Raw genomic sequence first — 21585 nt, 5'->3', positions numbered from 1 at the left:
ACGGTCCATCCACTCGAAGTCAGGAAGGATTTTCCCATGCCCCTCATCAATGTCTGGCTGCGCAAGGGCACGACGCCCGAATACCGCAAGGCGATTTCCGACGGCATCCACAAAGCCATGATGGATGTGCTGAAAACTCCGGAAGACGATTATTTCCAGGTCACCGGCGAGCTCGATGCGGAAAACATGATCTTCGATCCGAATTATTTCGGCGTGCCGCGCAGCGAAAAAATGGTCTTCATCCGGTTTTCCTTCAACGCCCGGCCCGCGGCGGTGAAACAGCGGCTCTTCGAAGCGACGGCGGACAATCTCGTGGCCTCTCCGGGCATCAGGCGCGAGGATATTGGCATGTCCATTCTGGAACTCGCACCGGAAAACTGGTGGGCTTACGCCCGCACGGTCGATCCCGACACGGGCACGGATTCCCGCATGTCGGCCTGATCGGGACCGGGAAAACTCAGAAAAGATCCATCTGGTTCGCGTTTGCAGGCTTTTCCTTCGCCTTCGGCGCAGGCTGCACCGGCGGCTCGTCCCCAACCTCGTGACGGTCCCACAATGAAGGATCGTCATTCGCGACGCGGTTGATCCGTGTACCGATGGGAACCGCCTCCATGAGATCGTCGGGCGCGGGGCGCAGCAGTTTCTGCGCGTCCCGCGCCTGCGTCTCCGGGTCCAGCCACATTTCCCAATCCCGCTCATCGAGGATCACCGGCATACGGTGATGGATCGGCATCAGCGTTTCATTGGCGTCCGTCGTCACCACGGCGCAGGTGTCGACCTCGCTGCCATCGGCCCCCATCCAGTTGCTGGCAATGGCCGCCATGGCAAAGCTGCCGCCGTCGCGCCGGCGGATGAGAAAAGGCTGCTTCGGCCCGCCGCCTTTCGCTTTCCACTCGTAAAAGGCATCAGCTGGCATCAGGCACCTTCCATGCCGGAAGGCCCCTCGAAAGCTCGGCTTTTCGTCGATCGTATCGGCGCGGGCATTGATAAGGAGGGATTTCGGCGCCTCCTTGGCCCAGGACGGAATGAGCCCCCAGCGCATCAGCCGAAAATGCCGCTCGCCCCGCTCCATCGCGACCACCGGCACAGGCTGGGTCGGCGCGATGTTGTAGCGCGCCGGAAAATTGGGCTGCTCCCCAAAGCCGAAAAGTTCCTTCATGGCCTTGGGAGGCGTCGTGATTGCAAATCGTCCACACATGATGCGCAGTCTAGGCCGATTCCGGTCCGCTTCGTCAGGCGGCCTCTTCATGTTATATTGTTGCATCAGAGCCTTCCGGAAAGGCGGATATGACCGAGGTAACGGAAACCGCGCCCAAGGCGCATACGTCGCACAACCACCGTGCCTGCGTGGCGGACGCCATGGCGCGCGCGCGGGAGATTTGCGCCGAGCGCGGCGTCAAGCTCACCCCCCTGCGCGAGCAGGTGCTGCAGATCGTCTGGCGCTCGCACAAGCCCATCGGCGCCTATGAGGTGCTGGATACGCTGGCGGCGACCCATAAAGCGGCCCGCCCGCCCACGGTCTATCGCGCGCTCGACTTCCTGATGGCCGAGGGCCTGATCCACAAGATCGAATCGCTCAATGCCTATCTCGGCTGCGCGGATGCCGGCGCGCCGCATAGCGGCCAGTTCCTGATCTGCCGGCAATGCGGCGGGACGGAAGAGATCGTCGATCCGAAGCTCGAACGCGCCCTTAACGCAGCGGCGGCCCATGCGGGCTTCAAGGCCGAGCGCAAAACGGTGGAAATCAAGGGTCTTTGCGCCCGATGCGCCCATTAGGCGCCCCCCGGGCGGATCGACGTCTCCCACCGTATCGAAGGCCATCTCGGATTGAACGGACGCGCTCATCCGTTAAGATCGCCCCTCATCATGAGGGTCCGGGCAGCCCCGCCGCCGATATACCGGCTTAATTTCTGAGGAGAGACCATGATCCGCCGTACCGCGATGCTTTTCAGCCTCGCCATTGTCATGCTCGCACCTCTCATATCCGCCCCTGCCCGGTCGGCGGAGATCGCGGAGGAATACGCCCCCGGTACACGGTCGGGCCCGTTCGTCGTCACCGATCGCAGCCTCGCCGACCTCACCGCAGACGGCTATGAGGTCAAGACCGGCTTCGGCCGCGCGCTGATCCTCCAGAAAGAAGCGTCGATCTATTCCTGCGAGGTGCCCCCGGCCCGCGAAACGCTTTCCTATGCTTCCTATTTCGTTTGTTCGGAACTGAAGGAAGCAAGGCCCGGCGCCGGCGAGAACGAAGAACCGGCGGACGACGGCGCAAAAGACGACAACAAGAAAAACTGAATCCCAACCAGAAAAAACAAACCTTCAGGGAGATAACATGACCTACACACCTTTCGATCTTTCAGGAAAGGTCGCGCTCGTCACCGGCGGCAATCGCGGCATCGGGCTGGGCATGGCGGAAGCCATGGCGCAATCCGGCGCGGATATCGCCATCTGGGGCACGAATGAAAGCCGCAACAAGGAAGCGGAAGAAAAGCTCAAGGCCTATGGCGTGAAAGTCTATTCGCGGCAGGTCGACGTTTCCGAAGAGCAGCAGGTCATCGACGGCATCGATGCAACCGTGGCCGAACTCGGCCGTATCGACAGCGTCTTCGCCAATGCCGGTATCGGCTATGGCGCGCCTTCCTTCGTGGAGATGAAAACGGAAGTCTACCGCAAGGTGCTGTCGGTCAATCTCGACGGCGTGTTCTGGACGCTGCGCGAGAGCTGCCGCCACATGGTGGAACGCGCGAAAGACGGCGATGCGGGCGGCTCTCTCGTCGGCATTGCAAGCCTTGCCGCCATCGAGGGCGCTGGCAAGAACGAAGCCTATGCCGCCACCAAGGGCGCCGTCATCTCCATGATCAAGGCCATCGCGGTGGAACATGCCCGCTATGGCATGCGGGCCAACGCCATTCTGCCGGGCTGGATCGCCACCGACATGACGCAGGGCGCGCAGGACAATCCCGCCTTTGGCGAAAAGGTCATCCCCCGCGTGCCCGCGCGCCGCTGGGGCGAGCCGGAAGATTTCGGCGGCATGGCCGTCTATCTCGCCTCGGAAGCGTCGTCCTACATGTCCGGTCAGACGCTCATCATCGACGGCGGCTATTCGATCTTCTGATCCTTCGATATCGCAAAATGCAAAGGCCGGTCTTCTGGACCGGCCTTTTTTATCGCGCCGTCAATGCGGCCAATTCCTCCATCGCCTGGCCGTTCGCTTCAAGACAGGCCTTCTCCATGCGGCGATAGAGCGTCACGACGTCGCGGCCCGTTTCGCTCAATGCGGCGCCACCGCCTCCCCCGCCGCCGCGCTGCGTTTCCACCAGCGGCGTACCGAAGCGCTGGTTGAGGTCGTTCACCAGCAGCCAGGCCCGGCGATAGGACATGCCCATTTCCTTCGCCGCCCTGCTGATCGAGCCGCTTTCCTCGATGAGTTCCATCAGCCGGACCTTGCCGACGCCAAGCGCATGCTCGCCCCCCATGTCGAGCCGCAGCGTCAGCCGCATTTCCATTGCCATCGTGTCGGCCCTCATCGGGAAAAGCCGATTGCCGGGAGTTTGTCATTGCGAGCGCTAGCGAAGCAATCCAGAGCGGCGCGGCACAAGCTGGATTGCTTCGTCGGCCGAAGGCCTCCTCGCAATGACCGAGACCTCAATCCGCTCCGGTGATTTTGAGGATCTGCCCGCTGGAACTGTCCGTCAGCACATAGAGCGCGCCATCCGGCCCCTGCTTCACGGCGCGGATACGCTCGTGGAGCCCCGTCAGCAAATTTTCCGTATGGGTGATCTTCTCGCCTTCATATTCAAGGCGAACGAGGCGCGGCTTGGCGAGCCCGCCGACGAACAGATCGCCCTTCCATTCCGGTATGGCGTCGGAGGTGTAGAAGGCCATGCCGCAAACGCCGATCGAGGGCGTCCAGTGATAGATCGGGTCGGTCATGCCCGGCGCATAGGCTTCGCCGGTGCCGACCGGCGAGCCGTCATAATTCACACCGAAGGAAACGACCGGCCAGCCATAGTTCCGGCCGGGCTCGATCACATTGATCTCGTCGCCGCCTTTCGGGCCGTGTTCGTCGGCCCAGAGCTTGCCCGTTTTCGGTTCGATGGCCGCGCCCTGCACATTGCGATGGCCATAGGACCAGATTTCCGGCCGGGCATCGCCTTCCGGCCCGCCGTCATCCGCGTATGGATTGTCCTTGGGGATACTGCCATCCGGCCAGATACGGACGATCTTGCCGAGATCGGAATCGAGGTCCTGCGCCTGTCCTCGCACACTGTCGAAATAACGCTCGCCCAGGGTGATGAAGAGATGGCCTTTCCGGTCGAAGACCAGCCGCGAGCCGAAATGCCCGGATCCGTCGACCTTTGGATGCTGCCGGAAAATAACCTTCACATCGGTGAGGCGCGGCTCGTTCATGTCCTCGGCAAGCTTGCCGCGCAGCACCGCCGTGCCGTTCTGCCCGTTTTTGCCCGGTTCGGTAAAGCTCAGATAGACGAACTTGTTCTTTTTGAAATCCGGGTCGATCGCCACGTCGAGAAGGCCGCCCTGCCCCCTTACGTCGATGTCGGGCAACCCGGCCACCGGATAGGACAGCCCGCCCTCCTTGTCGACGATCCGCAACCGGCCCACGCGCTCGGTCAGCAGCATGCGCCCGTCCGGCAGGAAGGCGAGACCCCAGGGATGATCCAGCTCATCGGCGAAAGTTGCGACATGGATCGTCGCCTTTTCCGTCTCGACCGTCTTGTCGATCTTGTCGCTCGCCATGACCGGTCCCGCCCCGAAGGTCAGACACAGAATGGCCGTGGCGAAGGCTGTCAGCAGGCGCGGCATGAAAATCTCCAGATTTGGCCCCTCTTCCCATTTGGGGTTCCGCGGGGGCATGGCAAGTCAGCATATTTCCAGGCGTGGAAATACCTCAATTCTGCCCCTAAACTGTCATTTCGGGATGGAGACTGGACCGGCATGTTGCCTTGGACCAGGGCGGGCTGGAGAAGTCTATGCGTGTGATTTGGGTGCTTCTGCTGGCCGCGGGCCTGACGGTTCTGCCGCGGGTTTCCGCCCATGCCGTGCCGCGCGAGATGATGCGGCTCGCTGAAGTGCTTGGCGCCGTTCACTATCTGCGCCCGCTTTGCGGCTCGCATGAGGGGCAGAAATGGCGCAACCAGATGATCCGCATGCTCGATGCCGTTCACACCTCCGGCGATGAGCGGCAGGTCCTGATTTCCCATTTCAACATCTTCTATTACCGCTATCGCGACGCCTATCCGCGCTGCACCGGCAGCGCCGCGCGGGATGCCAATCGTCTGGTTTCCGAAGGCCAGCGCCTTGCCGAGGCCCTCGCCCGGCGTGGTTACGGGCGATAGACCGAGTTGTCACAAATTAACCGCATCTTCACGAAGGTCGCGCTTGGCCGCGGGAGTATGCTAGTAATGCAGCAAAGGCCCCTGATTTGCTCCGTGGGCCCCTATCGTAGAGACCGCGCTGCGATTTTCGCGCGGATGAGGACAGAATGGCCGATGATTTTCCAGGCGATCCCCTGGTGAGATTTTACGAAGACGAAGCCGGCGACATGGCCGAACCGCCCGAGGGCGAGCAGCGCCGCCTGGCGCTCCAGAATCTTCTGGATGCCTGGGACGAGACGCTTGGCGAAGGCGTATCGCCGGATATTCTGGCGAGTACGGCCATTTTCGCAGCGCTTTCCGACATGGTGGAAGCCTATGGCGAGGAAGCCGTTGCCGAGATGACGGACGGGCTGTCCGACCGCATCCGCTCGGGCGAATTCACGCTGAACCGCGTCGTGAACTGAGCGGCCTCCGACAAAAAACAAGGCCCGGCCGCCTCTCGGCGCCGGGCCTTTTTTGTTGTCCACTTTTGAGCAATCAGATCATCACTTCGATGAGGCGCGGGCCCTTCTGCTTCATCGCGGAGGAGAACTGTTCGGTGAATTCTTCCAGCGTTTCGGCGCGGCTGGCTTCGACGCCCATGCCCTGCGCAAGGTGCACCCAGTTCAGTTCCGGGTTGTGCAGATCCAGCATGGAGAGCGCCTTGGGGCCGGGGTTTTCCGCGCCCACGCGGGAAAGCTCCACATTCAGGATCGCATAGGACCGGTTGGCGAAGATCACCGTCGTCACATCGAGCTTTTCGCGCGCCTGCGTCCAGAGCGTCTGCAGCGTGTACATCGCACCGCCATCGCCATGCAGGCAGACGACCTTGCGATCCGGACAGGCAACCGCCGCGCCGGTCGCCACCGGCAGACCCTGCCCGATCGAGCCGCCCGTGAGCGAAAGATGGTCATGCGGGGCCGCCGACGCCGTTGCGATCATGGAGCCGATGCCGGAGGTCGCCGCCTCGTCTGAGATGATCGCGTTTTCCGGCAGGAAATGACCGACCACATGACCGATGGTGAACTGGTCGAGCTGGCCGTCCGTCAGCTCCGGCTTTTGCGCCGGCGCCACATAGGCGGGCTCCTTCGGCGCGCCCAGCGCCTCGGCCACCGCTTCCAGCGCCTGAACGCCGTCTTCATGGGGATGGGCCAGATAGGAGATGCCGGTTCCTTCCGGCGTGCACCAGCTTGGCTTGCCGGGATAGGCAAAGAACGACACCGGCGGCTTCGCGCCCACCAGCACCAGTTCCTGCACCGGCTCCATGAATTCGACGATCTGCTCGGCGAAATAGGGAATGCGCTCCACGGCGACGCGGCCCGCGCCGCGCTGGATGCGGGGCGCGAAGGTGTCGCACATCAGCCGCGCGCCGGTTGCCGCCGCGATCCGGCCCGCCGCGACGAGGCCGCGCTCTTTCAGCACCTCGCCACGCAGCAGGATGGCGGCATTCTTGCCGGCCTTTTTCAACGCTTCCACGGCGCGCTTCACCGCGGCATCGGAGACTTCGGACGCCACGCGGCGCGGCAATGCGTCGGCGGGGCCTTCTGCCTCCAGCCAGGCGGTATCGGCGGGCAGGATGAGGGTCGCGATCTGGCCCGGCGCTTCCATCGCGGCCTGCACGGCGCGCGCACCGTCGGCGGCGACCGTCTTGGGACTCGTCGAGGAATGGATCCAGCCGGAGACCGGTCCTGCGAAGCCCTTGATGTCGGAGGAGAGCGGCGCGTCATATTGCGCGTGATAGGTGGCGTGATCGCCGACGATGTTCACAAGCGGGGTCGAGGCGCGTCGCGCATTGTGCAGATTGGCGAGGCCGTTTGCCATACCGGGCCCGAGATGCAGAAGCGTCGCGGCGGGCTTTTCCGCCATGCGGCCATATCCGTCCGCCGCGCCCGTCACGGCGCCCTCGAACAGGCCCAGCACGGCGCGCATCCCGTCCACCTTGTCGAGGGCGGCCACGAAATGCATTTCCGAGGTACCGGGATTGGAGAAACAGACTTCGACGCCCGAGCCGACCAATGTGCGTACAAGGCTTTCGGCGCCGTTCATTTTTTTCGATGACATTATCTGCCTCCCTTATTGCCGGTGCATTGCTGCCGGGCTCAAACCAATCCGAAAAGTTTAAAGACCAGACGGCCCAGCACAACCAGGCCGAAAATCGTAATCAGCGCGCCGGACACATGGTTCACCTTTTCCAGCATGTGATCGTTCATGCGTTTGCGGAAATAGGCAACGAAGCCCGAGACGCAGCACCACCACAGAACGGACCCCGCCATGACGGAGGCGACCACCGTGGCGGCATGGCCATAATCCTCGCCCTTGCTGGCGAGCCCCGCTATGCCGCCGAAAATGGCGATGAAGCCGAGCATGGTGGCAGGGTTCGTAATGGTCAGCGCGAATGTGGTGCCGAATACCTTGGCAAGCGCCGTGGCGGCCTTGTCGTTTTCCTGCGATTCCAGTTGTGGATGGGAAAAGAAGGTCCGTAAGCCCATCAGCACGAGAAAGAGACCGCCGGCGAGCTGAAGATAGATTTCAAAGCGGACGACGAGATCGATCACGGCGGTGAGGCCGAAGCCCGCGATGACGGCGAAGATCGCATCGCCCGTCGCCGCGCCGCCACCCGACAGAAAACCGTTCAGCCAGCCGAAATGCAGCGTCCGTCTGATCACGATGAGGTTTACCGGTCCGATCGGTGCCGCCACCGCCATGCCGATGGCTATGCCGTTGGCAATCAGACCGAAATCAATCATACCCGTCCCCGAAACGCATGCCTGCTCACTTACCGACCACCAAGACATCATTGCCGGGCGGTTCGGCATAGAGTTTTTCCACCAGATCGGCGCGGCGTGACAGCGCAGTCGCCTGGTTGATATAGCCCTTGTCGGTCAGTTCGCCCGCATCGATGCTCGGCGGCTCTACCATCAGCAATGCGCGCGAGACGCGCGTGCTCGAGCCGGGATGGCCCGCATTGTGCTCGCGCAAGCCCTCCGCCAGTTGCTCCAGCACAGCCGGGTGGCGAACGAGATCTTCCACCGCCATCTCCGGATCGCCCGCCACGTTGCGGCAGGCCGGAATGTTGGGGAAGCCGAGGATGCCGATATAGTCGCGGTCGAGACCGGCGATCAGCGCGTCCTGCAGGATACCGTTGGAGGCGCCTACCGCCTGCACGCGCAGCTTGCCCGCGCTCACCCATGTGCCGGTGGAGAGTTTGAAATCCTCCGCCACGCGGCCGTCGAAGACGAGGCCTTCCATCGGATTGTCCGGGTTCACGAAGCGCGCGCCGTCGCCGAGGCGGTAGAAGCCCTCTTCGTCATAGGCTTCCGCGGTCTTTTCCGGGTTCTTGTGATAGCCGGGCGTGATGCAATCGCCCCGCACGCGGACTTCCATCTTCTGTCCCGTGGGCGCGAGCTTCAGCTCGATACCGGGCAGCGGCAGCCCCAGAAGCCCCATGCGCTCGGTCGGCCAATGCACATTCATGATCGTCGGCGCGGTTTCCGTCGCCCCGTAACCGGAGGAAAACACGATGCGCTCGCCGGTCGTGCGAAGTGCCACGTCCTGCATGCGGTTGTAGATGTCCTGGCTCAGTGCTGCGCCGCCATAGGCCAGCGAGCGCAGACGCGAGAAGAAATTCTTCGCCAGCGCGTCGTCGCTTTCCAGCGCATCTACCAGCAGCGGATAGGCCGCGGGCACGTTGGAATAGGCGGTCGGGGCGACCTCGCGCAGATTTGCCACCGTCTCCTCGAACTGGCCGGGCACGGGGCGCCCGCCATCGATGTAAAGCGTACCGCCCGATGTCAGCGTGTTGTTGAGGATCGCATTGCCGCCGAAGCAATGGTTCCAGGGCAGCCAGTTCAGCAGCACGCCCGGCTCGTCGTCCTCATGCTCCCGCTGCACGCTGCGCGGCATCACCGCGTTCACGCGCATCATGCGCTGCGTGGTGATGACGGCTTTGGGCATGCCGGTGGAGCCGGAGGTAAAGAGATATTTCGCGACTTCATCGTCATGCTGCGTCTCGAAACGGGCCTCCGCTTCCGCACCGGGGCGCGTCGCCAGAAGTTCCGCGAAAGGCGTGCCCATCGAGCCGTCCACGGTCACGAGTTCCACCCCGTCCAGCGGCAGCGCGGCCAGAGCGCGCTCGAAGGGTGCGGATTCCTGCATGAAGATCATTTTCGGTTCGACGAGATCGAACACATATTTGAGCTTTTCGAAATCGGTGCTGATCGTCGAATAGGACGGCGAGACCGGCGTTGCAGGAGCCCCGGCGAGGATCGCGCCATAGCTCATCAGCGCATGCTCGATGGAATTGCCCGACAGGATCATCACCGGCGTCGACTGGTCGAAGCCGCGATCGATCAGCGCCTGTCCGATGGCGAAGACCTTCTTCTCCGCATCCGCATAGGTCAGCAGGTCCCACTCGCCGAAGCCTTCCGTCGAGGGCTTGCGCTTGCCGAGCCAGACGCGCTCGGGCGCGTCCTGTGCCCATTGGCGGATCGGAGAAATCAGGTTGGGCGCAGGATCGCGCAGCGGATGCGGATTGCGCAATATGATCGACCCGTCGTCGCGATGCTCGACGTCGATACGCGGCTCGACATAACGCGGGTCCCTGAATGGCGGCTGAGACATAGACACCGGGTTCCTCCCCCCTCAATTCACATATTGGCGGCGCATAATGACTATGCGCCGCCTTTTTTTGTTTTTGTGCTTATACAGTTTTTCTTTACGCGGCGTCAGGCATTCACGTCGACGACGACGCGCCCGCGCACCTTGCCGGCGAGAATGTCGCCCGCCAGACCCGGCAGATCTTCAAGCTTCGCTTCGCTTGTCATCGCTTCGAGCTTGCGCATGTCGAGGTCGGTGGCCAGACGCCGCCAGGCCATTTCCCGTTTGACCATCGGCGCCATCACGCTGTCGATCCCCTGAAGGCGCACGCCGCGCAGGATGAAGGGCGCGACCGAGCCCGGCAGGTCCATGCCTTGCGCCAGACCGCAGGCCGTCACCGTGCCGCCATAGGCGGTCTGCGAAATCGCATTGCAAAGCGTATGGCTGCCGACCGCGTCCACCGCACCGGCCCAGCGCTCCTTGCCAAGCGGCTTGCCGGGTTCGGACAGTTCGTTGCGGTCGATGATCTCCGTGGCGCCGAGCCCCTTGAGGTAATCGGCTTCCGAGGCGCGGCCTGTGGAGGCGATCACCTTATAGCCGAGCTTGGAGAGTATCGAGATCGCGACACTGCCCACGCCGCCCGCGGCGCCGGTGACCAGCACCGGGCCCTTGTCGGGGGTGACGCCGCCATCTTCGATCCCCATCACGCTCAGCATCGCGGTATAGCCCGCCGTGCCGATGGCCATGGCCTGGCTCGTGGTGATGTTGTCGCTCAGCTTCACCAGCCAGTCGCCCGGCACGCGCGCTTTCTGTGCGTAGCCGCCATGATGGCCTTCGCCCACGCCATAGCCGTTCAGCACCACGCGGTCGCCTTCCGAAAAGCCCGCATGGCGTGACGCCGTGACGGTGCCCGCAAAGTCGATGCCCGGGATCAGCGGATATTTGCGGATGATCGGCGCAGCGCCGGTCAGAGCCAGACCATCCTTGTAGTTCACGGTCGAATAATCGACGGCGACGGTCACATCGCCTTCCATGAGATCGTCTTCGGTGATTTCGACAAAGTCCGCTTTGGGCGCGTCATCGGTCTTGGAGACCATGAGGGCGCGAAATTTTTCGCTCATTTTCCGTCCTTCATGCGCGTGCAGCGCAATCTTTATGGATTCGGCCCGGCAATCCGGGCCCGAGATGGATTTATAGGGGGACAAACCATCCTAAATCGTTGGCAGGGTCAAGACGGATGCGCCGCTCGGACCGTGGCGCGGAAAGCGACGGAAACGCTCGCAGTTCGCCGATCCGGCATGGCGGGCGGCCAGCCTGGCACTCACCAGAGGGATCGAGTGCTAACCACTTGATTCATTTGAATAATTCGAGATTTTTCCAGCTTGTCAAGCTGGCGCGATGCGTCAGGGCTGCTTACGCTTTTGACGTATCCCTGTCACATGAGTGGGTAAGCGCGATGTCGGAATTCAAGCAGATGCTGGATGGCTACCGCCTCGTCACGGCGGAAATTCTCTACCGGATGCCCGATCACCCCACCCTGCTGCAGAGCTATCTCTGGCAGCATTACGACCTCGAGCCGAAATATCCCGAGCTTCAGCGGTTTCTCGACTTCTGGGACCGGGAGCTGGAAGGCCCCATCCATTCGGTGAAGGTCGCCACAAGGCGGCTCATCTCACCCTCGGAAATGCGCCGGGCGGATTTCTATACGGTGCATTGAGGCTGAGGGCCTTCCCTCACACGTGGTGCGGCAGCGTTTCCATGAACTGCACGGGTTCGCCGCGCGCGTCGCCGAGGAGTTCGTCCTCCCACATCACGCGGTGGCCGCGAATGACGGTACCGATGGGCCAGCCCTTCACCTTCATGCCGTTATAGGGCGTCCAGCCGCATTTGGAGACGATCCAGTCATCGGTGATCTCGCGCTCCGCGCCGAGGTCCACGATGGTGAGGTCGGCGTCATAGCCCACCGCGATGCGTCCCTTGCAGGAGATGCCGAAAACCCGCTGCGGCCCGGCGCTCGTCAGGTCCACGAAGCGTTCCAGCGTCAGGCGGCCCTCATGCACATGGTTGAGCATGACGGGGACCATGGTCTGCACGCCCGGCATGCCAGACGGCGATTTCGGATAGGTCTGCTCCTTTTCCTCGCGCGTATGCGGCGCATGGTCGGTGCCGATCACATCGACAATGCCCGCACGCAGGCCATTCCACAGCCCGTCGCGATGCTCATGGCCGCGAATGGGCGGGTTCATCTGCGCAAAGGTGCCCAGCGCCTCGTAGCATTCGGGTGCGGCGAGCGTCAGATGCTGCGGCGTCACTTCCACGGTCGCCACATCCTTATGGAGTGCAAGCAGCGGGATTTCACCCGCCGTCGAGATATGCAGCACATGGATGCGCTTGCCCGCCTCGCGCGCCAGCCGCAACAGGCGCTGCGTGCACATATAGGCCGCTTCCGCATCGCGCCAGACGGGATGCGTATCGACATGGCCGAGCAGCGCCAGCTCGCGGCGCTCGCGCAGGCGGAACTCGTCTTCTGAATGGAACGCGGCGCGGCGCTTGATCGTCTTCAGCACGCGCAGCACGTCCTCGTCCTTTTCCACCAGCAGCGTCCCGGTGGACGAACCCATGAAGACCTTGATGCCGCAGCAGCCGGGCTGGCGTTCCAGCTCGGGCAGGATGTCGATGTTCTCCGTCGTCGCGCCGCCGTAAAAGGCGAAGTCGCACTGCATGCGATGGCGCGCGCGTTTTACCTTGTCGGCCAGCGCGTCCGGGTCGGTCGTGGGCGGTTTCGTGTTGGGCATTTCGAACACGGTCGTCACGCCACCCATCACGGCGGCATGACCGCCCGTTTCCAGGTCTTCCTTGTGCTCGTTGCCGGGCTCGCGCAGATGGACCTGGGTATCGATCACGCCGGGCAGGATGTGGAGGCCCTTCACGTCGATCGTGTCGGCGGCATCGGCCTGAGACAGGTCGCCGATCGCGGCGATGCGCCCGTCCTTCGTGCCGATATCGGCCCGGTGCCGTCCGTCCTGATTGACGATGGTGCCGCCGCGAAAGATCAGGTCATAGGTGATGCTCACTTGCCTCTCCTCAAACTCGTCCGGTTTCAGATCCGCTTCTCATGCCGTTTCTCAGGCCGTTCGCGGGAAGCGGGCCAGCATCTCGCGCGCGGCCTCTTCGACCATGTCCACGCTGACATCCGTCACGGCGCTCTCCCCGAAATAGGCGTCGCCTTCCTCTGCGATGATTTGATCGCGCGAGCGCTCGCCGCGCAAGGCGCGCGCCCTGTCGTCGCCTTCGCTGCTCCAGGGACCATATTGCGCGTCCGATGTCGGGCCGAAAAGGCCGAGCGTCGGCGTACCCGCCGCCGCCGCGAGATGCATCAGCCCCGAATCATTGCCGACATAAAGCGTGCAACGGGCAAAACAGGCCCCGGTGAGCCCCAGTTCCGCGCCCACAAGGTCGATGCGGCGCTCTTCCGGTACCGCCTCGAAAACGGGTTTGCAGATTTCCTGTTCGCCCGGACCGCCCGAAACGAGCAGATAGGTCCCTTCCATCAGGCCGCCGGGCGCGGTGAGACGTTCGACCAGTTCCGCATAGCGCTCCACCGGCCACATCTTGCGCGGCCAGGCGGCGGTCGGGCCGACGGCCAGCACCTTGCGGCCTTGCGGGATCAGCTTTTCGGCTTCGGCAAGGTCCGCCGCGCCATGCCAGAGGCGGGGATTGGGCGGCGGGTCGAAATCGGCGACCCGCGCATTATGGACCACGCGGTGCAGCGTGTGATCGGCCTTCAGGATGTGGCGCTTTTTCGTCCAGAGAACCCAGGCGGTGGCCGAGCCGCGCAGATCCACCACCAGATCCCAGCGGCGCGGCATAACGGCACCAAGAAGCTTGCGCCAATGGCCGGCACGCTTTTCCTTTTTCATCGGGATGACGCGTTCGACGCGGGGCGCATTCTCGAAAAGCTGAACCGCCAGCGGCCCGCAGGCGACCCAGAAGGTCGCATCGGGATAGCGTTCCATCAGCCCGCCCAGCAGGCCGGTCGACAGCACGGCGTCGCCGATCCGGTTGGAAGTAATAAAGAGAATGCGCAATCCGGCCTCTTTTCGCGTCGGCGATGCCCCTATCGGAAGGGTTGGGCCGTTATAGGTTGCGCTCCGGGGCCTGCCAAGTCTGCACCGGGCCCGCCCTGCCCCTGTAGCATCCGGGCCGCGTCGGGGCCGCCGCCCTCCTTGCGGGGCGCGCCGCCGAAGCCTAAATGTGGACCCTCGTCATTTCACTGCGCTGGAGCCCCATGTCCGCCTCCGAAACGTCCGGCCTCAAAGCGGCAATCCTGCCCGAACGCGGCGTCCTGCGCCTCTCCGGCCCGGATATGCGCGCCTTTCTGCAGGGTCTCGTCACCAACAATGTAGAGAGCGCGGGCCCCGGCGAAGCCATCTATTCGGCGCTGCTGACGCCTCAGGGCAAATTCCTCTTCGATTTCTTCATCGCGGAAGACGCGGAAGGCCGCTTCCTTCTCGATTGCGAGGCCGGGCGCGCCGCGGCCCTGGCCAAGCGCCTCACCATGTACAAGCTCCGCGCCAAGGTGGAGATCGAGAACCTGACCGAAAGCCATTGCGTCGCGGCGCTCTGGGACGGCGAGGTGGCGGCGACCGCCCCGGATGAGGGCGCTCTCTTCCCCGATCCGCGCCTTGCCGCGCTCGGCACGCGGGCGATCCTGCCGCGCGAAGACGTGGCGGGCTTCATCGCCTCCATAGGCGCGGAGGAAGCCACGCCGGAGGCATGGCACCGGCACCGCATCGGGCTCGGCGTCGGCGATGCCACGCACGACTATGAGGCCGAAAAGAGCTTCCCGCTGGAACTCAATCTCGATGAGCTGCACGGGATCGACTTCAAGAAGGGCTGTTATGTCGGTCAGGAAGTGACGTCGCGCACCAAAAGGCGCGGCAGCGTGCGCAAGCGGCTCCTGCCTTGCGCTGTCAAAGGCGCGATGATGCCCGCGCCCGGAACGCCGGTGAAGGCGGGCACGCGTGAGGTCGGAACGGTTTTTTCCGGCGATAGAAAGACCGGGCGCGTCCTGGCGCTCCTGCGTCTCGACCTGCTCTCCGGCCAGACGCTCGACGCGAATGATGCGACGCTCGTGCCGGAAGTGCCGGATTGGGCGGGTTTTTCGCTGGAGGACAGCGCGAATGCCGACGAGTGACGCCTCGGGCCGATGTCCCTGGCCGGGCAACGACCCGTTCTACATCGCCTATCACGACGAGGAATGGGGCGTCCCGGAATATGACGACCGGGCGCTGTTCGAGAAACTCGTCCTCGACGGCTTTCAGGCGGGGCTTTCCTGGATCACCATTCTTCGCAAGCGCGAAGCGTTTCGTGAGGCGTTCGACGGCTTCCAGCCGGAGAAAATCGCGCGCTACACGCCCAAACGCGTCGAGAAGCTTCTCGGCAATGCGGGGATCGTTCGCCATCGCGGAAAAATAGAAGCGACGATCTCCAATGCGCAATCCTGGCTGGAGATTATGGAGCGTGATGGCGGCTTCTCGGATTTCCTGTGGTCGTTCGTGGACGGTGTGCCTCAGGTCAACCGCTTCAAACGCTTCTCGGACGTGCCGGCGGAAACGGAGATGAGCCGGAAAATGTCGAAAGCGCTGAAACAGGAAGGCTTCCGTTTTTGCGGTCCGACCATCGTCTATGCGTTCTCGCAAGCGGTCGGCATCGTGAACGATCATCTCGTCACCTGTCCGCGTCACGATGCGTGTGCGCAGCTTGCACGCAAATAATCACTGTGCCGCAGTGATTTCTCCACACATCTTTTGACGCAATCACTCTTCCGCCACAATCTCGGCACATACGGGCCAAACTACGCTTGTACCGATTGGGCCTTCACCGATTTGCGGAGGGCTCCCAAATGTTCAAACGCCCCAAGAGCGATTCAGGGGATCGCTCCCACGCCGAGCGAACGTCCCAGAAAAATACGTCCACAGAAGATCAGTCTTCATCAGCGCAGAGGGCATCGTCCATGCGACCCATCAACGAGCAGAAAGCCGAAGGGGACGACACTCCCTACAGCCGCGTAACTCCCTCTTACGAAGCAAGGAAACCGACCGTGCGAACTCTCCAGACATCACCGAGCACCAGCAATGGCACCGGGGGCACCGGATCGAGCGCGGAGGCGACGCCGCCGGCCGCCAATCTTCATGTCGGCCGTGGCCTGAAGCTTGAAGGCAAGATCCAGTCCTGCGATTCGCTCGTGATTGAGGGCGATGTGCAGGCCACCATCGAAAGCGGTTCGCTGACCGTGAGCGAAACCGGCGACGTGCGCGGCGAAGCGACCGTGGACGAGGCGGAAATCACCGGCAAGTTCGACGGGACGCTGCTGGTTCGCAAATGCCTGACCATCACCTCGACGGGTCGCGTCACGGGCGAGGTCCGTTATGGCGAGTTGAAGGTCGAGCAGGGCGGCCAGATGAGCGGCGACATTCAGGCCGAGGGGCTGGAAGTGAAGCCGTCCGCCTCGAAAAACGACAAGAAGGCCGACGACAAGTCCGGAAAGTCCGATAAGGACGACAAATCGTCGGACGCTTCCGCCGCCATGCTCTGAGAAGAGCTGGCGTCAGGGGACCAGCCAAACCGCGTCGTCCGGCGCGGTCAGATCAGATGTCGCGTCGTCAGGCGCGGTCAAACCGGATGTCGCGTCGTCCGACGCGGATGCGGGGGATGTCGTCCATCCAAAGAGCGCGCGCCGATGTATGGCGCGTCCCAGCACCAGCATGTCCAGCCTGTCATAGGTGAAGACCAGCACGGCGAAGTTGGCCCTCGCCGCCGCCCTGCGCGCCTCATCCCCCTCCCCGTCCGCCATGGCGGCCTGCGGGGACGGGCTGGGGGTGCCGGGCACGGCGCGGGCCAGATAATCCGCCATGTTGCGGGGACCGAGCGTGTTCCAGGCGCGCTCGGCGCATTCGTCATCGGTGTGTAGCGTCACGCGGCCCGACAGGCGGAGCTGCGTTTCCCGGCGCGAATCGTAAAAAGTGAAGGCCGCCATGGGGTTCGCGTCGAGTTCGGCGGCCTTTGCCGTGCGCGCATCGGTATAGGTTTCGAGCCGGCGGCGCGCCGGATCGAAATGCCGGAGAATCACGGTCCGGGCCCGCGGGGCCCCGCCCACGTCCACAGTGGAAAGCACCGGCTTTCTGAGCGGCGATCCGGGCGTCGTCGCCCCCTCCGCCAGCAGCACACGCGCACCCTGCCAGAGCCCGTCCAGCGTCAGCCGCCCGATGGCCTCATCCCCCGGCGGCCTCGCCTCTTCCCATGGTGAAATACCCATAAGGTTAATCCGTCTATTCACGCTATCGCCAATGTATCCCGCCTTGCATATGGCATAAGCGCTGCCGCTGGCATATGTTTGGCCCTCGGTTTCGGGAGGAGCCGACATGCCGGTGCCTTTGGGGGCAACGCGACAGGCATGGTCCGACAGGCGTTCGGGACAAGGGCGCCGGGACGTGAACATGACAATCAGGTGGCCCAGTGACAAAAGTCGTCATAAGCGGGACGGGTGTCTTCACCCCGCCCAATTCGATCTCCAACCAGGAACTTGTGGACAGCTTCAACGCCTATGTCCGCAAACACAATGAAGAGAACGCCGACGCGATCGAACGCGGCGAGGTGGAAGCTCTCGCGGAATCCAACGTGGAGTTCATCGTCAAGGCATCCGGCATCGAAGCCCGCTATGTCATGAACAAGTCGGGCATCATCGACCCGGACATCATGGCGCCGCGCCTGCCGCAGCGCTCCAATGACGAGCCGTCGATCCTGGCGGAAATGGCGGTCGACGCCGCCAACAAGGCGATGGCGCGGGCGCAGAAGAAGCCCGAAGACATCGACGCCGTCATCGTCGCCTGCTCCAACCTCGAGCGTCCCTATCCGGCCATCGCCGTTGAAGTGCAGGACCTGCTCGGCATCGAAGGCTTCGGCTTCGACATGAATGTCGCCTGTTCGTCGGCCACATTCGGCATCCAGCAGGCCTATGACATGCTGCGCTCGGGCAGCGTCGATACGGTGCTGGTGGTCGATCCGGAAATCTGTTCCGGCCATCTCAATTTCCGCGACCGCGACAGCCATTTCATTTTCGGCGATGTGTGCACCGCCATCGTGCTGGAGCGCGAAGAGACCTGCACCGCGCCCGGCGCATGGGAAATTCTGGGTACGCGCCTCATCACCAAATTTTCCAACAATATCCGCAACAATTTCGGCTTCCTGAACCGCGCGACGCCGGACGGCATCGGCGCGAAGGACAAGCTCTTCGTGCAGGAAGGCCGCAAGGTCTTCAAGGAAGTGGTGCCGATGGTGGCCGAACTCATCCTCCAGCACATGAAGGATGAAGGCCTCGATCCGAAAGACCTGAAGCGGATGTGGCTGCACCAGGCCAACAAGAACATGAACGACTTCATCGGCCGCAAGGTGCTGGGTCGCGACCCGGAACCGGGCGAGCAGCCGAACATCCTGCAGGAATACGCCAATACGAGTTCGGCGGGCTCCATCATCGCCTTCAGCCAGAACAGCGAAGATCTGAAGGAAGGCGATCTCGGCCTGATCTGCTCCTTCGGCGCGGGCTATTCGGCAGGCAATATTCTGGTGCGCAAGCGCGCCTGACCTTCACGCCGTCACGCAATGAAAAAGCCGGTCAGCAAAAGCTGGCCGGCTTCTTTGTTTTGACGGGGTGCTTTTCCCTCAGCTCTTGAGCCAGGGCTCCACCGAGACGATGTGATAGGTGCGCGTCTCGTCGTCGTCTTCCTTCACCGAAAGATATTCGCCAACCTTGATTTCATGGCGGTCGAGCTTGAAGAAAGGCTCGTCTCCTTCGGGCGTGGCGGCATCGTAGTCGATCACCCAGCCGCGACCGATATGGCGCAGTAGGCCGCGCTGGTCTTCTTCGCCTTCGCTGAAATGACGCACGACGCAATCCTTGGAATGAGACTTCCAGGCATCGGGGTCGAGCTTCATGTCGCCGTCGAGCGGCACGACGAAATCATAGCCATGCGCGGAGGAGCCTTCGGGAAATTCGTCGTTGCGCGCGAGCGACATGTGAACGCGATAAAGGGTCATGTCTTCCTGGATCCTGTTTCCTGGTTTACCGCAGCCGGCCGCTTTTTAAGGTCGGCTGTCCTGTCGATGATTGGTTGCGTGCGTCAGTGGGCCATCAGAACGGGCAGCGTCGCATGGGCGCGAATATGCTGCGTGGCGCCCCCCATGAAGAATTCGCGAAGCCGGCTGTGGCCATAGCCGCCCATGACGAGCAGGTCGACCTTGGAGGTTTCCGCTTCGGTCAGCAGAACCTCTCCCACGGCGCGATCTTTCCGGTCGATCTTCTTGATTTCGACCTCGACGCCGTGAAGTTTCAGATAGTCGGAGAGGAGTTCGCCGCTGACCGGTTCGTGATCGTCTTCGCCCACACAGATGATTGTGACGCTTTTTGCCTTGGCGAGAAACGGCAATGCGCCCGTTACCGCGTGAGCGGCTTCGACGCTGCGGTCCCATCCGATCGCGACCGAGCCGCCGACCGGGGCCCATGATTTACGCGGGGCGATAAGCACGGGCCGCCCGCCGCTCATCATGGCCGCTTCGAGCGCGGTGCCGCCGGCGCCGCCGAATTCATCGGTGTCGCCGAAAATGATGAGATCGGCCAAACGGCTGAGCCTCGCGACGACTTCGTCGCGGCGGCCCGTCACATCGAGAAAGCGCGCCGAGGGGAGCGTGAAGTCGCCCTTGTCCACAACCGGGAGACCGACCTTGTCCGCCGCTTCCTTCAGGCCCGCCAGCGCCTTGGCGGCGGCCTGGTCGGCGCCCTGCTTCGCCGCGGTCAGAAGGTCTTCTATGACCTGCCCCGACACGCCGTCGCCCAGATAGGGCAGCGCGTCGGCCGGGTCGGGCCGTGAGAACAGGCCGACAAGCTGGGCGCCGAAATCGCGCGTCACCGACAGCGCCGTCGCCAACACTTCCCCGTCGGACGATGTTCCTGAAAGCGGAACCAGAATCTTGCGCACAGACATTTCTTTCTCCTTATTCGTCCGTCTTGAGGTCGGGGACATTCGTCCGCTCGGACCCGAGAAGCAGAACCGGACAGCCCGCCGCCATGGAGAGCCGTGCCGCGTCCTCATCATTACCCAGCCAGCCGGCATTTGCCACCAGCAGCCCCACGCCCGCGCGATGCGCCGCTTCGGCGATATCGGCCGCCGACGCACCGCGCGCGCGCACGCGCTGAAATGTCGAGCCCAGGCGCCGCGCCAGTCCTTCCGCGAAGGCCGTGCAGCTTTCGCCGAGGCTGGAGCCTTCGTCAATGGCGACGACGGGCCGGCCCGGCTTTACACCCTGTACCGCGCTTTTGGGCGGCACCGCGCCTTTGAGCCCGGCGCGTTTTGCGACCAGCAGCACGTCGGCGCGCGCTTCCCTCGTCGCGGCATGGACGGCCCGGCCGACTTCGCGGGGCGAGGAGCCCGGCGCGCGAATGACCAGCGTGTCCTCATGCCGGGCGGCGGCGGCGAGCGAACGCAAGGGGCGTCCGCGCCGCACATCGAAACTCCACTCCACATGCGCTTCGTCGGCAATGCGCGAAAGGACGCGGCGAGCGCTTTCTGCCTGGGCGCGCATGGCGCGCAGCATACGGTCGGTATCGACGGGGCTCACCTGCCCGGAAAAGGAAATCTCGCGCGCAAAAGGAAGCCCGGCGAGATTGAGCAGATCCTCGTCTTCCACGAAAACGCCGCTCAGCCGCGCATCGACCGAGGCGGCGAGCCGGGCGGCAAGCGACAGCGTCTCGCGCGCCACGATCGAGGTATCGAGGCCGATCACGATACGCGGCTTCTCCGCCTGCCCTTCGCCGGGTGCGGGCGGGGTGCCGGTATTCCTGTCCTTTGCGCCGCTATCGTCCATGGCGTTCTCCACGGCCATCGCTCAGGATTTCCTGTCGCCATTGCCGTCAATGCCTTCGCTGGCAAAGCGGCGCTGGTTTTCTGCAAAGGCGGCCAGGCGTTCCTCGGTGCGGGCGAAGATCGTGCCTTTCGGAAACCGGCCATCCTCGCCGCGCTTTCCCGCCGGGGCGCCCATCAGAAGTTCTACGCCCTCTTCGATATGCTCGACAGGATAAATCGCAAACATGCCGCGCTCGACCGCGTCCACCACATCCTGGCGCAGCATGAGATGCTTCACATTGGCGGCGGGGATGAGCACCCCCTGATCGCCGGTCAGACCGCGCCGCATGCAGATGTCGAAAAAGCCTTCGATCTTGTCGTTGACGCCGCCGATCGCCTGCACTTCGCCGAGCTGGTTGACCGAACCCGTCACCGCGAAGCCCTGCGAAATGGGCGCTTCGGCCAGCGCGGAAATCAGCGCATAGAGTTCGGCGGAGGAGGCGCTGTCGCCGTCCACCCCGCCATAGGACTGTTCGAAAACGATGCTGGCGCTCATGGAAAGCGGCACGGCGGGCAGGAACCGGCCCGAAATATAGCCCGACAGAATAAGCACGCCCTTGGAATGGATCGGCCCGCCCAGATGCACCTCGCGCTCGATGTCCACCACGCGCGACGCGCCGAGCCCCATGCGCACACGCGCAGTAATACGGCTCGGG

The 21585-nt window shown here is 63.3% G+C and carries 25 protein-coding genes; 11 read left to right on the top strand and 14 right to left on the bottom strand.

Annotated features, from left to right (window positions below):
• Positions 1-36 precede the first annotated feature (36 nt).
• Positions 37-441, top strand: coding sequence for a tautomerase family protein (locus CMI59_RS06105; RefSeq protein ID WP_293326108.1), 405 nt, complete (start codon positions 37-39; stop codon positions 439-441).
• Between the two features lie 16 nt (positions 442-457).
• Here CMI59_RS06105 and CMI59_RS06100 read toward each other — a convergent pair whose 3' ends face one another.
• Positions 458-1198 (bottom strand): SOS response-associated peptidase, encoded by a 741-nt coding sequence (locus tag CMI59_RS06100; RefSeq protein WP_293326106.1) that lies wholly within the window; start codon positions 1196-1198, stop codon positions 458-460.
• Between the two features lie 89 nt (positions 1199-1287).
• On the opposite strand from CMI59_RS06100, the gene CMI59_RS06095 reads away from it, so the two are divergent.
• The 3 genes from CMI59_RS06095 to CMI59_RS06085 all read left to right on the top strand — a co-directional run bounded on the left by CMI59_RS06095 (position 1288) and on the right by CMI59_RS06085 (position 3115).
• Positions 1288-1776 carry a Fur family transcriptional regulator gene (locus CMI59_RS06095; protein WP_293326103.1) on the top strand — a complete coding sequence of 163 codons (489 nt, stop codon included), beginning with the start codon at positions 1288-1290 and terminating at the stop codon, positions 1774-1776.
• Positions 1777-1923: 147 nt separating this feature from the next.
• A complete protein-coding gene (locus CMI59_RS06090; RefSeq protein WP_293326101.1) occupies positions 1924-2295 on the top strand; it encodes a hypothetical protein in 372 nt (123 codons plus the stop codon).
• 37 nt (positions 2296-2332) lie between these two features.
• Positions 2333-3115, top strand: a complete 783-nt coding sequence (locus CMI59_RS06085) for an SDR family oxidoreductase (protein WP_293326098.1) — start codon at positions 2333-2335, stop codon at positions 3113-3115.
• Between the two features lie 49 nt (positions 3116-3164).
• Here the strand turns inward: CMI59_RS06085 and CMI59_RS06080 are convergent, their stop codons facing one another.
• Positions 3165-3512, bottom strand: coding sequence for a LysR family transcriptional regulator (locus CMI59_RS06080; protein ID WP_293326095.1), 348 nt, complete (start codon positions 3510-3512; stop codon positions 3165-3167).
• A gap of 133 nt (positions 3513-3645) precedes the next feature.
• Positions 3646-4824, bottom strand: coding sequence for a PQQ-dependent sugar dehydrogenase (locus CMI59_RS06075; protein ID WP_293326092.1), 1179 nt, complete (start codon positions 4822-4824; stop codon positions 3646-3648).
• Positions 4825-4991: 167 nt separating this feature from the next.
• Here CMI59_RS06075 and CMI59_RS06070 point away from each other — a divergent pair, with 167 nt between their 5' ends.
• Together CMI59_RS06070 and CMI59_RS06065 are read left to right on the top strand one after the other, a co-directional pair.
• Positions 4992-5357, top strand: a complete 366-nt coding sequence (locus CMI59_RS06070; protein WP_293326089.1) for a TIGR02301 family protein — start codon at positions 4992-4994, stop codon at positions 5355-5357.
• Positions 5358-5503: 146 nt separating this feature from the next.
• The gene (locus CMI59_RS06065) at positions 5504-5800 is read left to right on the top strand and encodes a hypothetical protein (RefSeq protein ID WP_293326086.1); all 297 of its coding nucleotides are present in this window, start codon (positions 5504-5506) and stop codon (positions 5798-5800) included.
• Positions 5801-5873: 73 nt separating this feature from the next.
• Here CMI59_RS06065 and CMI59_RS06060 read toward each other — a convergent pair whose 3' ends face one another.
• The 4 genes from CMI59_RS06060 to CMI59_RS06045 form a co-directional block, all read right to left on the bottom strand.
• Positions 5874-7436 carry an acetolactate synthase large subunit gene (locus tag CMI59_RS06060; protein WP_293326084.1) on the bottom strand — a complete coding sequence of 521 codons (1563 nt, stop codon included), beginning with the start codon at positions 7434-7436 and terminating at the stop codon, positions 5874-5876.
• Between the two features lie 38 nt (positions 7437-7474).
• A complete protein-coding gene (locus tag CMI59_RS06055) occupies positions 7475-8122 on the bottom strand; it encodes a LysE family transporter (protein WP_293326081.1) in 648 nt (215 codons plus the stop codon).
• Between the two features lie 25 nt (positions 8123-8147).
• On the bottom strand, positions 8148-9995 hold the full coding sequence (locus CMI59_RS06050; protein ID WP_293326078.1) for an AMP-binding protein: 1848 nt from the start codon (positions 9993-9995) through the stop codon (positions 8148-8150).
• Positions 9996-10099: 104 nt separating this feature from the next.
• Entirely contained in the window at positions 10100-11092 is a 993-nt protein-coding gene (locus tag CMI59_RS06045; protein ID WP_293326075.1) for an MDR family oxidoreductase, read from the bottom strand.
• 335 nt (positions 11093-11427) lie between these two features.
• Here CMI59_RS06045 and CMI59_RS06040 point away from each other — a divergent pair, with 335 nt between their 5' ends.
• The gene (locus CMI59_RS06040) at positions 11428-11688 is read left to right on the top strand and encodes an usg protein (protein WP_293326072.1); all 261 of its coding nucleotides are present in this window, start codon (positions 11428-11430) and stop codon (positions 11686-11688) included.
• Between the two features lie 16 nt (positions 11689-11704).
• Here CMI59_RS06040 and CMI59_RS06035 read toward each other — a convergent pair whose 3' ends face one another.
• Both CMI59_RS06035 and CMI59_RS06030 read right to left on the bottom strand, forming a co-directional pair.
• Positions 11705-13045 carry a dihydroorotase gene (locus CMI59_RS06035; RefSeq protein ID WP_293326069.1) on the bottom strand — a complete coding sequence of 447 codons (1341 nt, stop codon included), beginning with the start codon at positions 13043-13045 and terminating at the stop codon, positions 11705-11707.
• A gap of 51 nt (positions 13046-13096) precedes the next feature.
• Positions 13097-14059, bottom strand: a complete 963-nt coding sequence (locus tag CMI59_RS06030) for a glycosyltransferase family 9 protein (protein WP_293326066.1) — start codon at positions 14057-14059, stop codon at positions 13097-13099.
• Positions 14060-14259: 200 nt separating this feature from the next.
• On the opposite strand from CMI59_RS06030, the gene CMI59_RS06025 reads away from it, so the two are divergent.
• From CMI59_RS06025 to CMI59_RS06015, 3 genes are all read left to right on the top strand, one after another.
• The gene (locus CMI59_RS06025; protein WP_293326063.1) at positions 14260-15168 is read left to right on the top strand and encodes a folate-binding protein; all 909 of its coding nucleotides are present in this window, start codon (positions 14260-14262) and stop codon (positions 15166-15168) included.
• On the top strand, positions 15155-15748 hold the full coding sequence (locus CMI59_RS06020; protein ID WP_293326060.1) for a DNA-3-methyladenine glycosylase I: 594 nt from the start codon (positions 15155-15157) through the stop codon (positions 15746-15748). Before CMI59_RS06025 ends, CMI59_RS06020 begins: the two co-directional genes overlap by 14 nt.
• Before the next feature lie 239 nt (positions 15749-15987).
• Entirely contained in the window at positions 15988-16569 is a 582-nt protein-coding gene (locus CMI59_RS06015) for a polymer-forming cytoskeletal protein (RefSeq protein WP_293326058.1), read from the top strand.
• A 12-nt stretch (positions 16570-16581) separates the two neighbouring features.
• Here CMI59_RS06015 and CMI59_RS06010 read toward each other — a convergent pair whose 3' ends face one another.
• Positions 16582-17289 carry a pyridoxamine 5'-phosphate oxidase family protein gene (locus CMI59_RS06010; RefSeq protein WP_293326055.1) on the bottom strand — a complete coding sequence of 236 codons (708 nt, stop codon included), beginning with the start codon at positions 17287-17289 and terminating at the stop codon, positions 16582-16584.
• 200 nt (positions 17290-17489) lie between these two features.
• Between CMI59_RS06010 and CMI59_RS06005 the strand changes: the two genes are divergently transcribed.
• Entirely contained in the window at positions 17490-18614 is a 1125-nt protein-coding gene (locus CMI59_RS06005; protein ID WP_293326052.1) for a beta-ketoacyl-ACP synthase III, read from the top strand.
• A gap of 78 nt (positions 18615-18692) precedes the next feature.
• Here CMI59_RS06005 and CMI59_RS06000 read toward each other — a convergent pair whose 3' ends face one another.
• The 4 genes from CMI59_RS06000 to CMI59_RS05985 form a co-directional block, all read right to left on the bottom strand.
• Positions 18693-19067 carry a hypothetical protein gene (locus tag CMI59_RS06000; RefSeq protein WP_293326050.1) on the bottom strand — a complete coding sequence of 125 codons (375 nt, stop codon included), beginning with the start codon at positions 19065-19067 and terminating at the stop codon, positions 18693-18695.
• A gap of 83 nt (positions 19068-19150) precedes the next feature.
• Positions 19151-20011, bottom strand: a complete 861-nt coding sequence (locus tag CMI59_RS05995; protein ID WP_293326047.1) for a universal stress protein — start codon at positions 20009-20011, stop codon at positions 19151-19153.
• Positions 20012-20021: 10 nt separating this feature from the next.
• On the bottom strand, positions 20022-20909 hold the full coding sequence (locus tag CMI59_RS05990) for a universal stress protein (RefSeq protein WP_293326044.1): 888 nt from the start codon (positions 20907-20909) through the stop codon (positions 20022-20024).
• Between the two features lie 3 nt (positions 20910-20912).
• On the bottom strand, positions 20913-21585 hold a 673-nt coding region (locus tag CMI59_RS05985), incomplete at its 5' end, for a S16 family serine protease (RefSeq protein WP_293326041.1).

The organism is Parvibaculum sp. (assembly GCF_002684405.1).
In the GTDB taxonomy this organism is placed as follows: domain Bacteria; phylum Pseudomonadota; class Alphaproteobacteria; order Parvibaculales; family Parvibaculaceae; genus Parvibaculum.
Note: the sequence above shows the minus strand (reverse complement) of the source record. Positions and strands in the feature narration are given on the sequence as shown.

Bases quoted from the DNA above. Each gene is read 5' to 3' on its own strand.
- CMI59_RS06100 (WP_293326106.1), bottom strand. From the start codon at position 1,198: ATGTGTGGACGATTTGCAATCACGACGCCTCCCAAGGCCATGAAGGAA.
- CMI59_RS06020 (WP_293326060.1), top strand. From the start codon at position 15,155: ATGCCGACGAGTGACGCCTCGGGCCGATGTCCCTGGCCGGGCAACGAC.
- CMI59_RS06090 (WP_293326101.1), top strand. From the start codon at position 1,924: ATGATCCGCCGTACCGCGATGCTTTTCAGCCTCGCCATTGTCATGCTC.
- CMI59_RS06080 (WP_293326095.1), bottom strand. From the start codon at position 3,512: ATGGCAATGGAAATGCGGCTGACGCTGCGGCTCGACATGGGGGGCGAG.
- CMI59_RS06105 (WP_293326108.1), top strand. From the start codon at position 37: ATGCCCCTCATCAATGTCTGGCTGCGCAAGGGCACGACGCCCGAATAC.
- CMI59_RS05990 (WP_293326044.1), bottom strand. From the start codon at position 20,909: ATGGCCGTGGAGAACGCCATGGACGATAGCGGCGCAAAGGACAGGAAT.
- CMI59_RS06095 (WP_293326103.1), top strand. From the start codon at position 1,288: ATGACCGAGGTAACGGAAACCGCGCCCAAGGCGCATACGTCGCACAAC.
- CMI59_RS06015 (WP_293326058.1), top strand. From the start codon at position 15,988: ATGCGACCCATCAACGAGCAGAAAGCCGAAGGGGACGACACTCCCTAC.
- CMI59_RS06070 (WP_293326089.1), top strand. From the start codon at position 4,992: ATGCGTGTGATTTGGGTGCTTCTGCTGGCCGCGGGCCTGACGGTTCTG.
- CMI59_RS05995 (WP_293326047.1), bottom strand. From the start codon at position 20,011: ATGTCTGTGCGCAAGATTCTGGTTCCGCTTTCAGGAACATCGTCCGAC.
- CMI59_RS06025 (WP_293326063.1), top strand. From the start codon at position 14,260: ATGTCCGCCTCCGAAACGTCCGGCCTCAAAGCGGCAATCCTGCCCGAA.
- CMI59_RS06050 (WP_293326078.1), bottom strand. From the start codon at position 9,995: ATGTCTCAGCCGCCATTCAGGGACCCGCGTTATGTCGAGCCGCGTATC.
- CMI59_RS06065 (WP_293326086.1), top strand. From the start codon at position 5,504: ATGGCCGATGATTTTCCAGGCGATCCCCTGGTGAGATTTTACGAAGAC.
- CMI59_RS06075 (WP_293326092.1), bottom strand. From the start codon at position 4,824: ATGCCGCGCCTGCTGACAGCCTTCGCCACGGCCATTCTGTGTCTGACC.
- CMI59_RS06045 (WP_293326075.1), bottom strand. From the start codon at position 11,092: ATGAGCGAAAAATTTCGCGCCCTCATGGTCTCCAAGACCGATGACGCG.
- CMI59_RS06000 (WP_293326050.1), bottom strand. From the start codon at position 19,067: ATGACCCTTTATCGCGTTCACATGTCGCTCGCGCGCAACGACGAATTT.
- CMI59_RS06055 (WP_293326081.1), bottom strand. From the start codon at position 8,122: ATGATTGATTTCGGTCTGATTGCCAACGGCATAGCCATCGGCATGGCG.
- CMI59_RS06010 (WP_293326055.1), bottom strand. From the start codon at position 17,289: ATGGGTATTTCACCATGGGAAGAGGCGAGGCCGCCGGGGGATGAGGCC.
- CMI59_RS06040 (WP_293326072.1), top strand. From the start codon at position 11,428: ATGTCGGAATTCAAGCAGATGCTGGATGGCTACCGCCTCGTCACGGCG.
- CMI59_RS06085 (WP_293326098.1), top strand. From the start codon at position 2,333: ATGACCTACACACCTTTCGATCTTTCAGGAAAGGTCGCGCTCGTCACC.
- CMI59_RS06060 (WP_293326084.1), bottom strand. From the start codon at position 7,436: ATGTCATCGAAAAAAATGAACGGCGCCGAAAGCCTTGTACGCACATTG.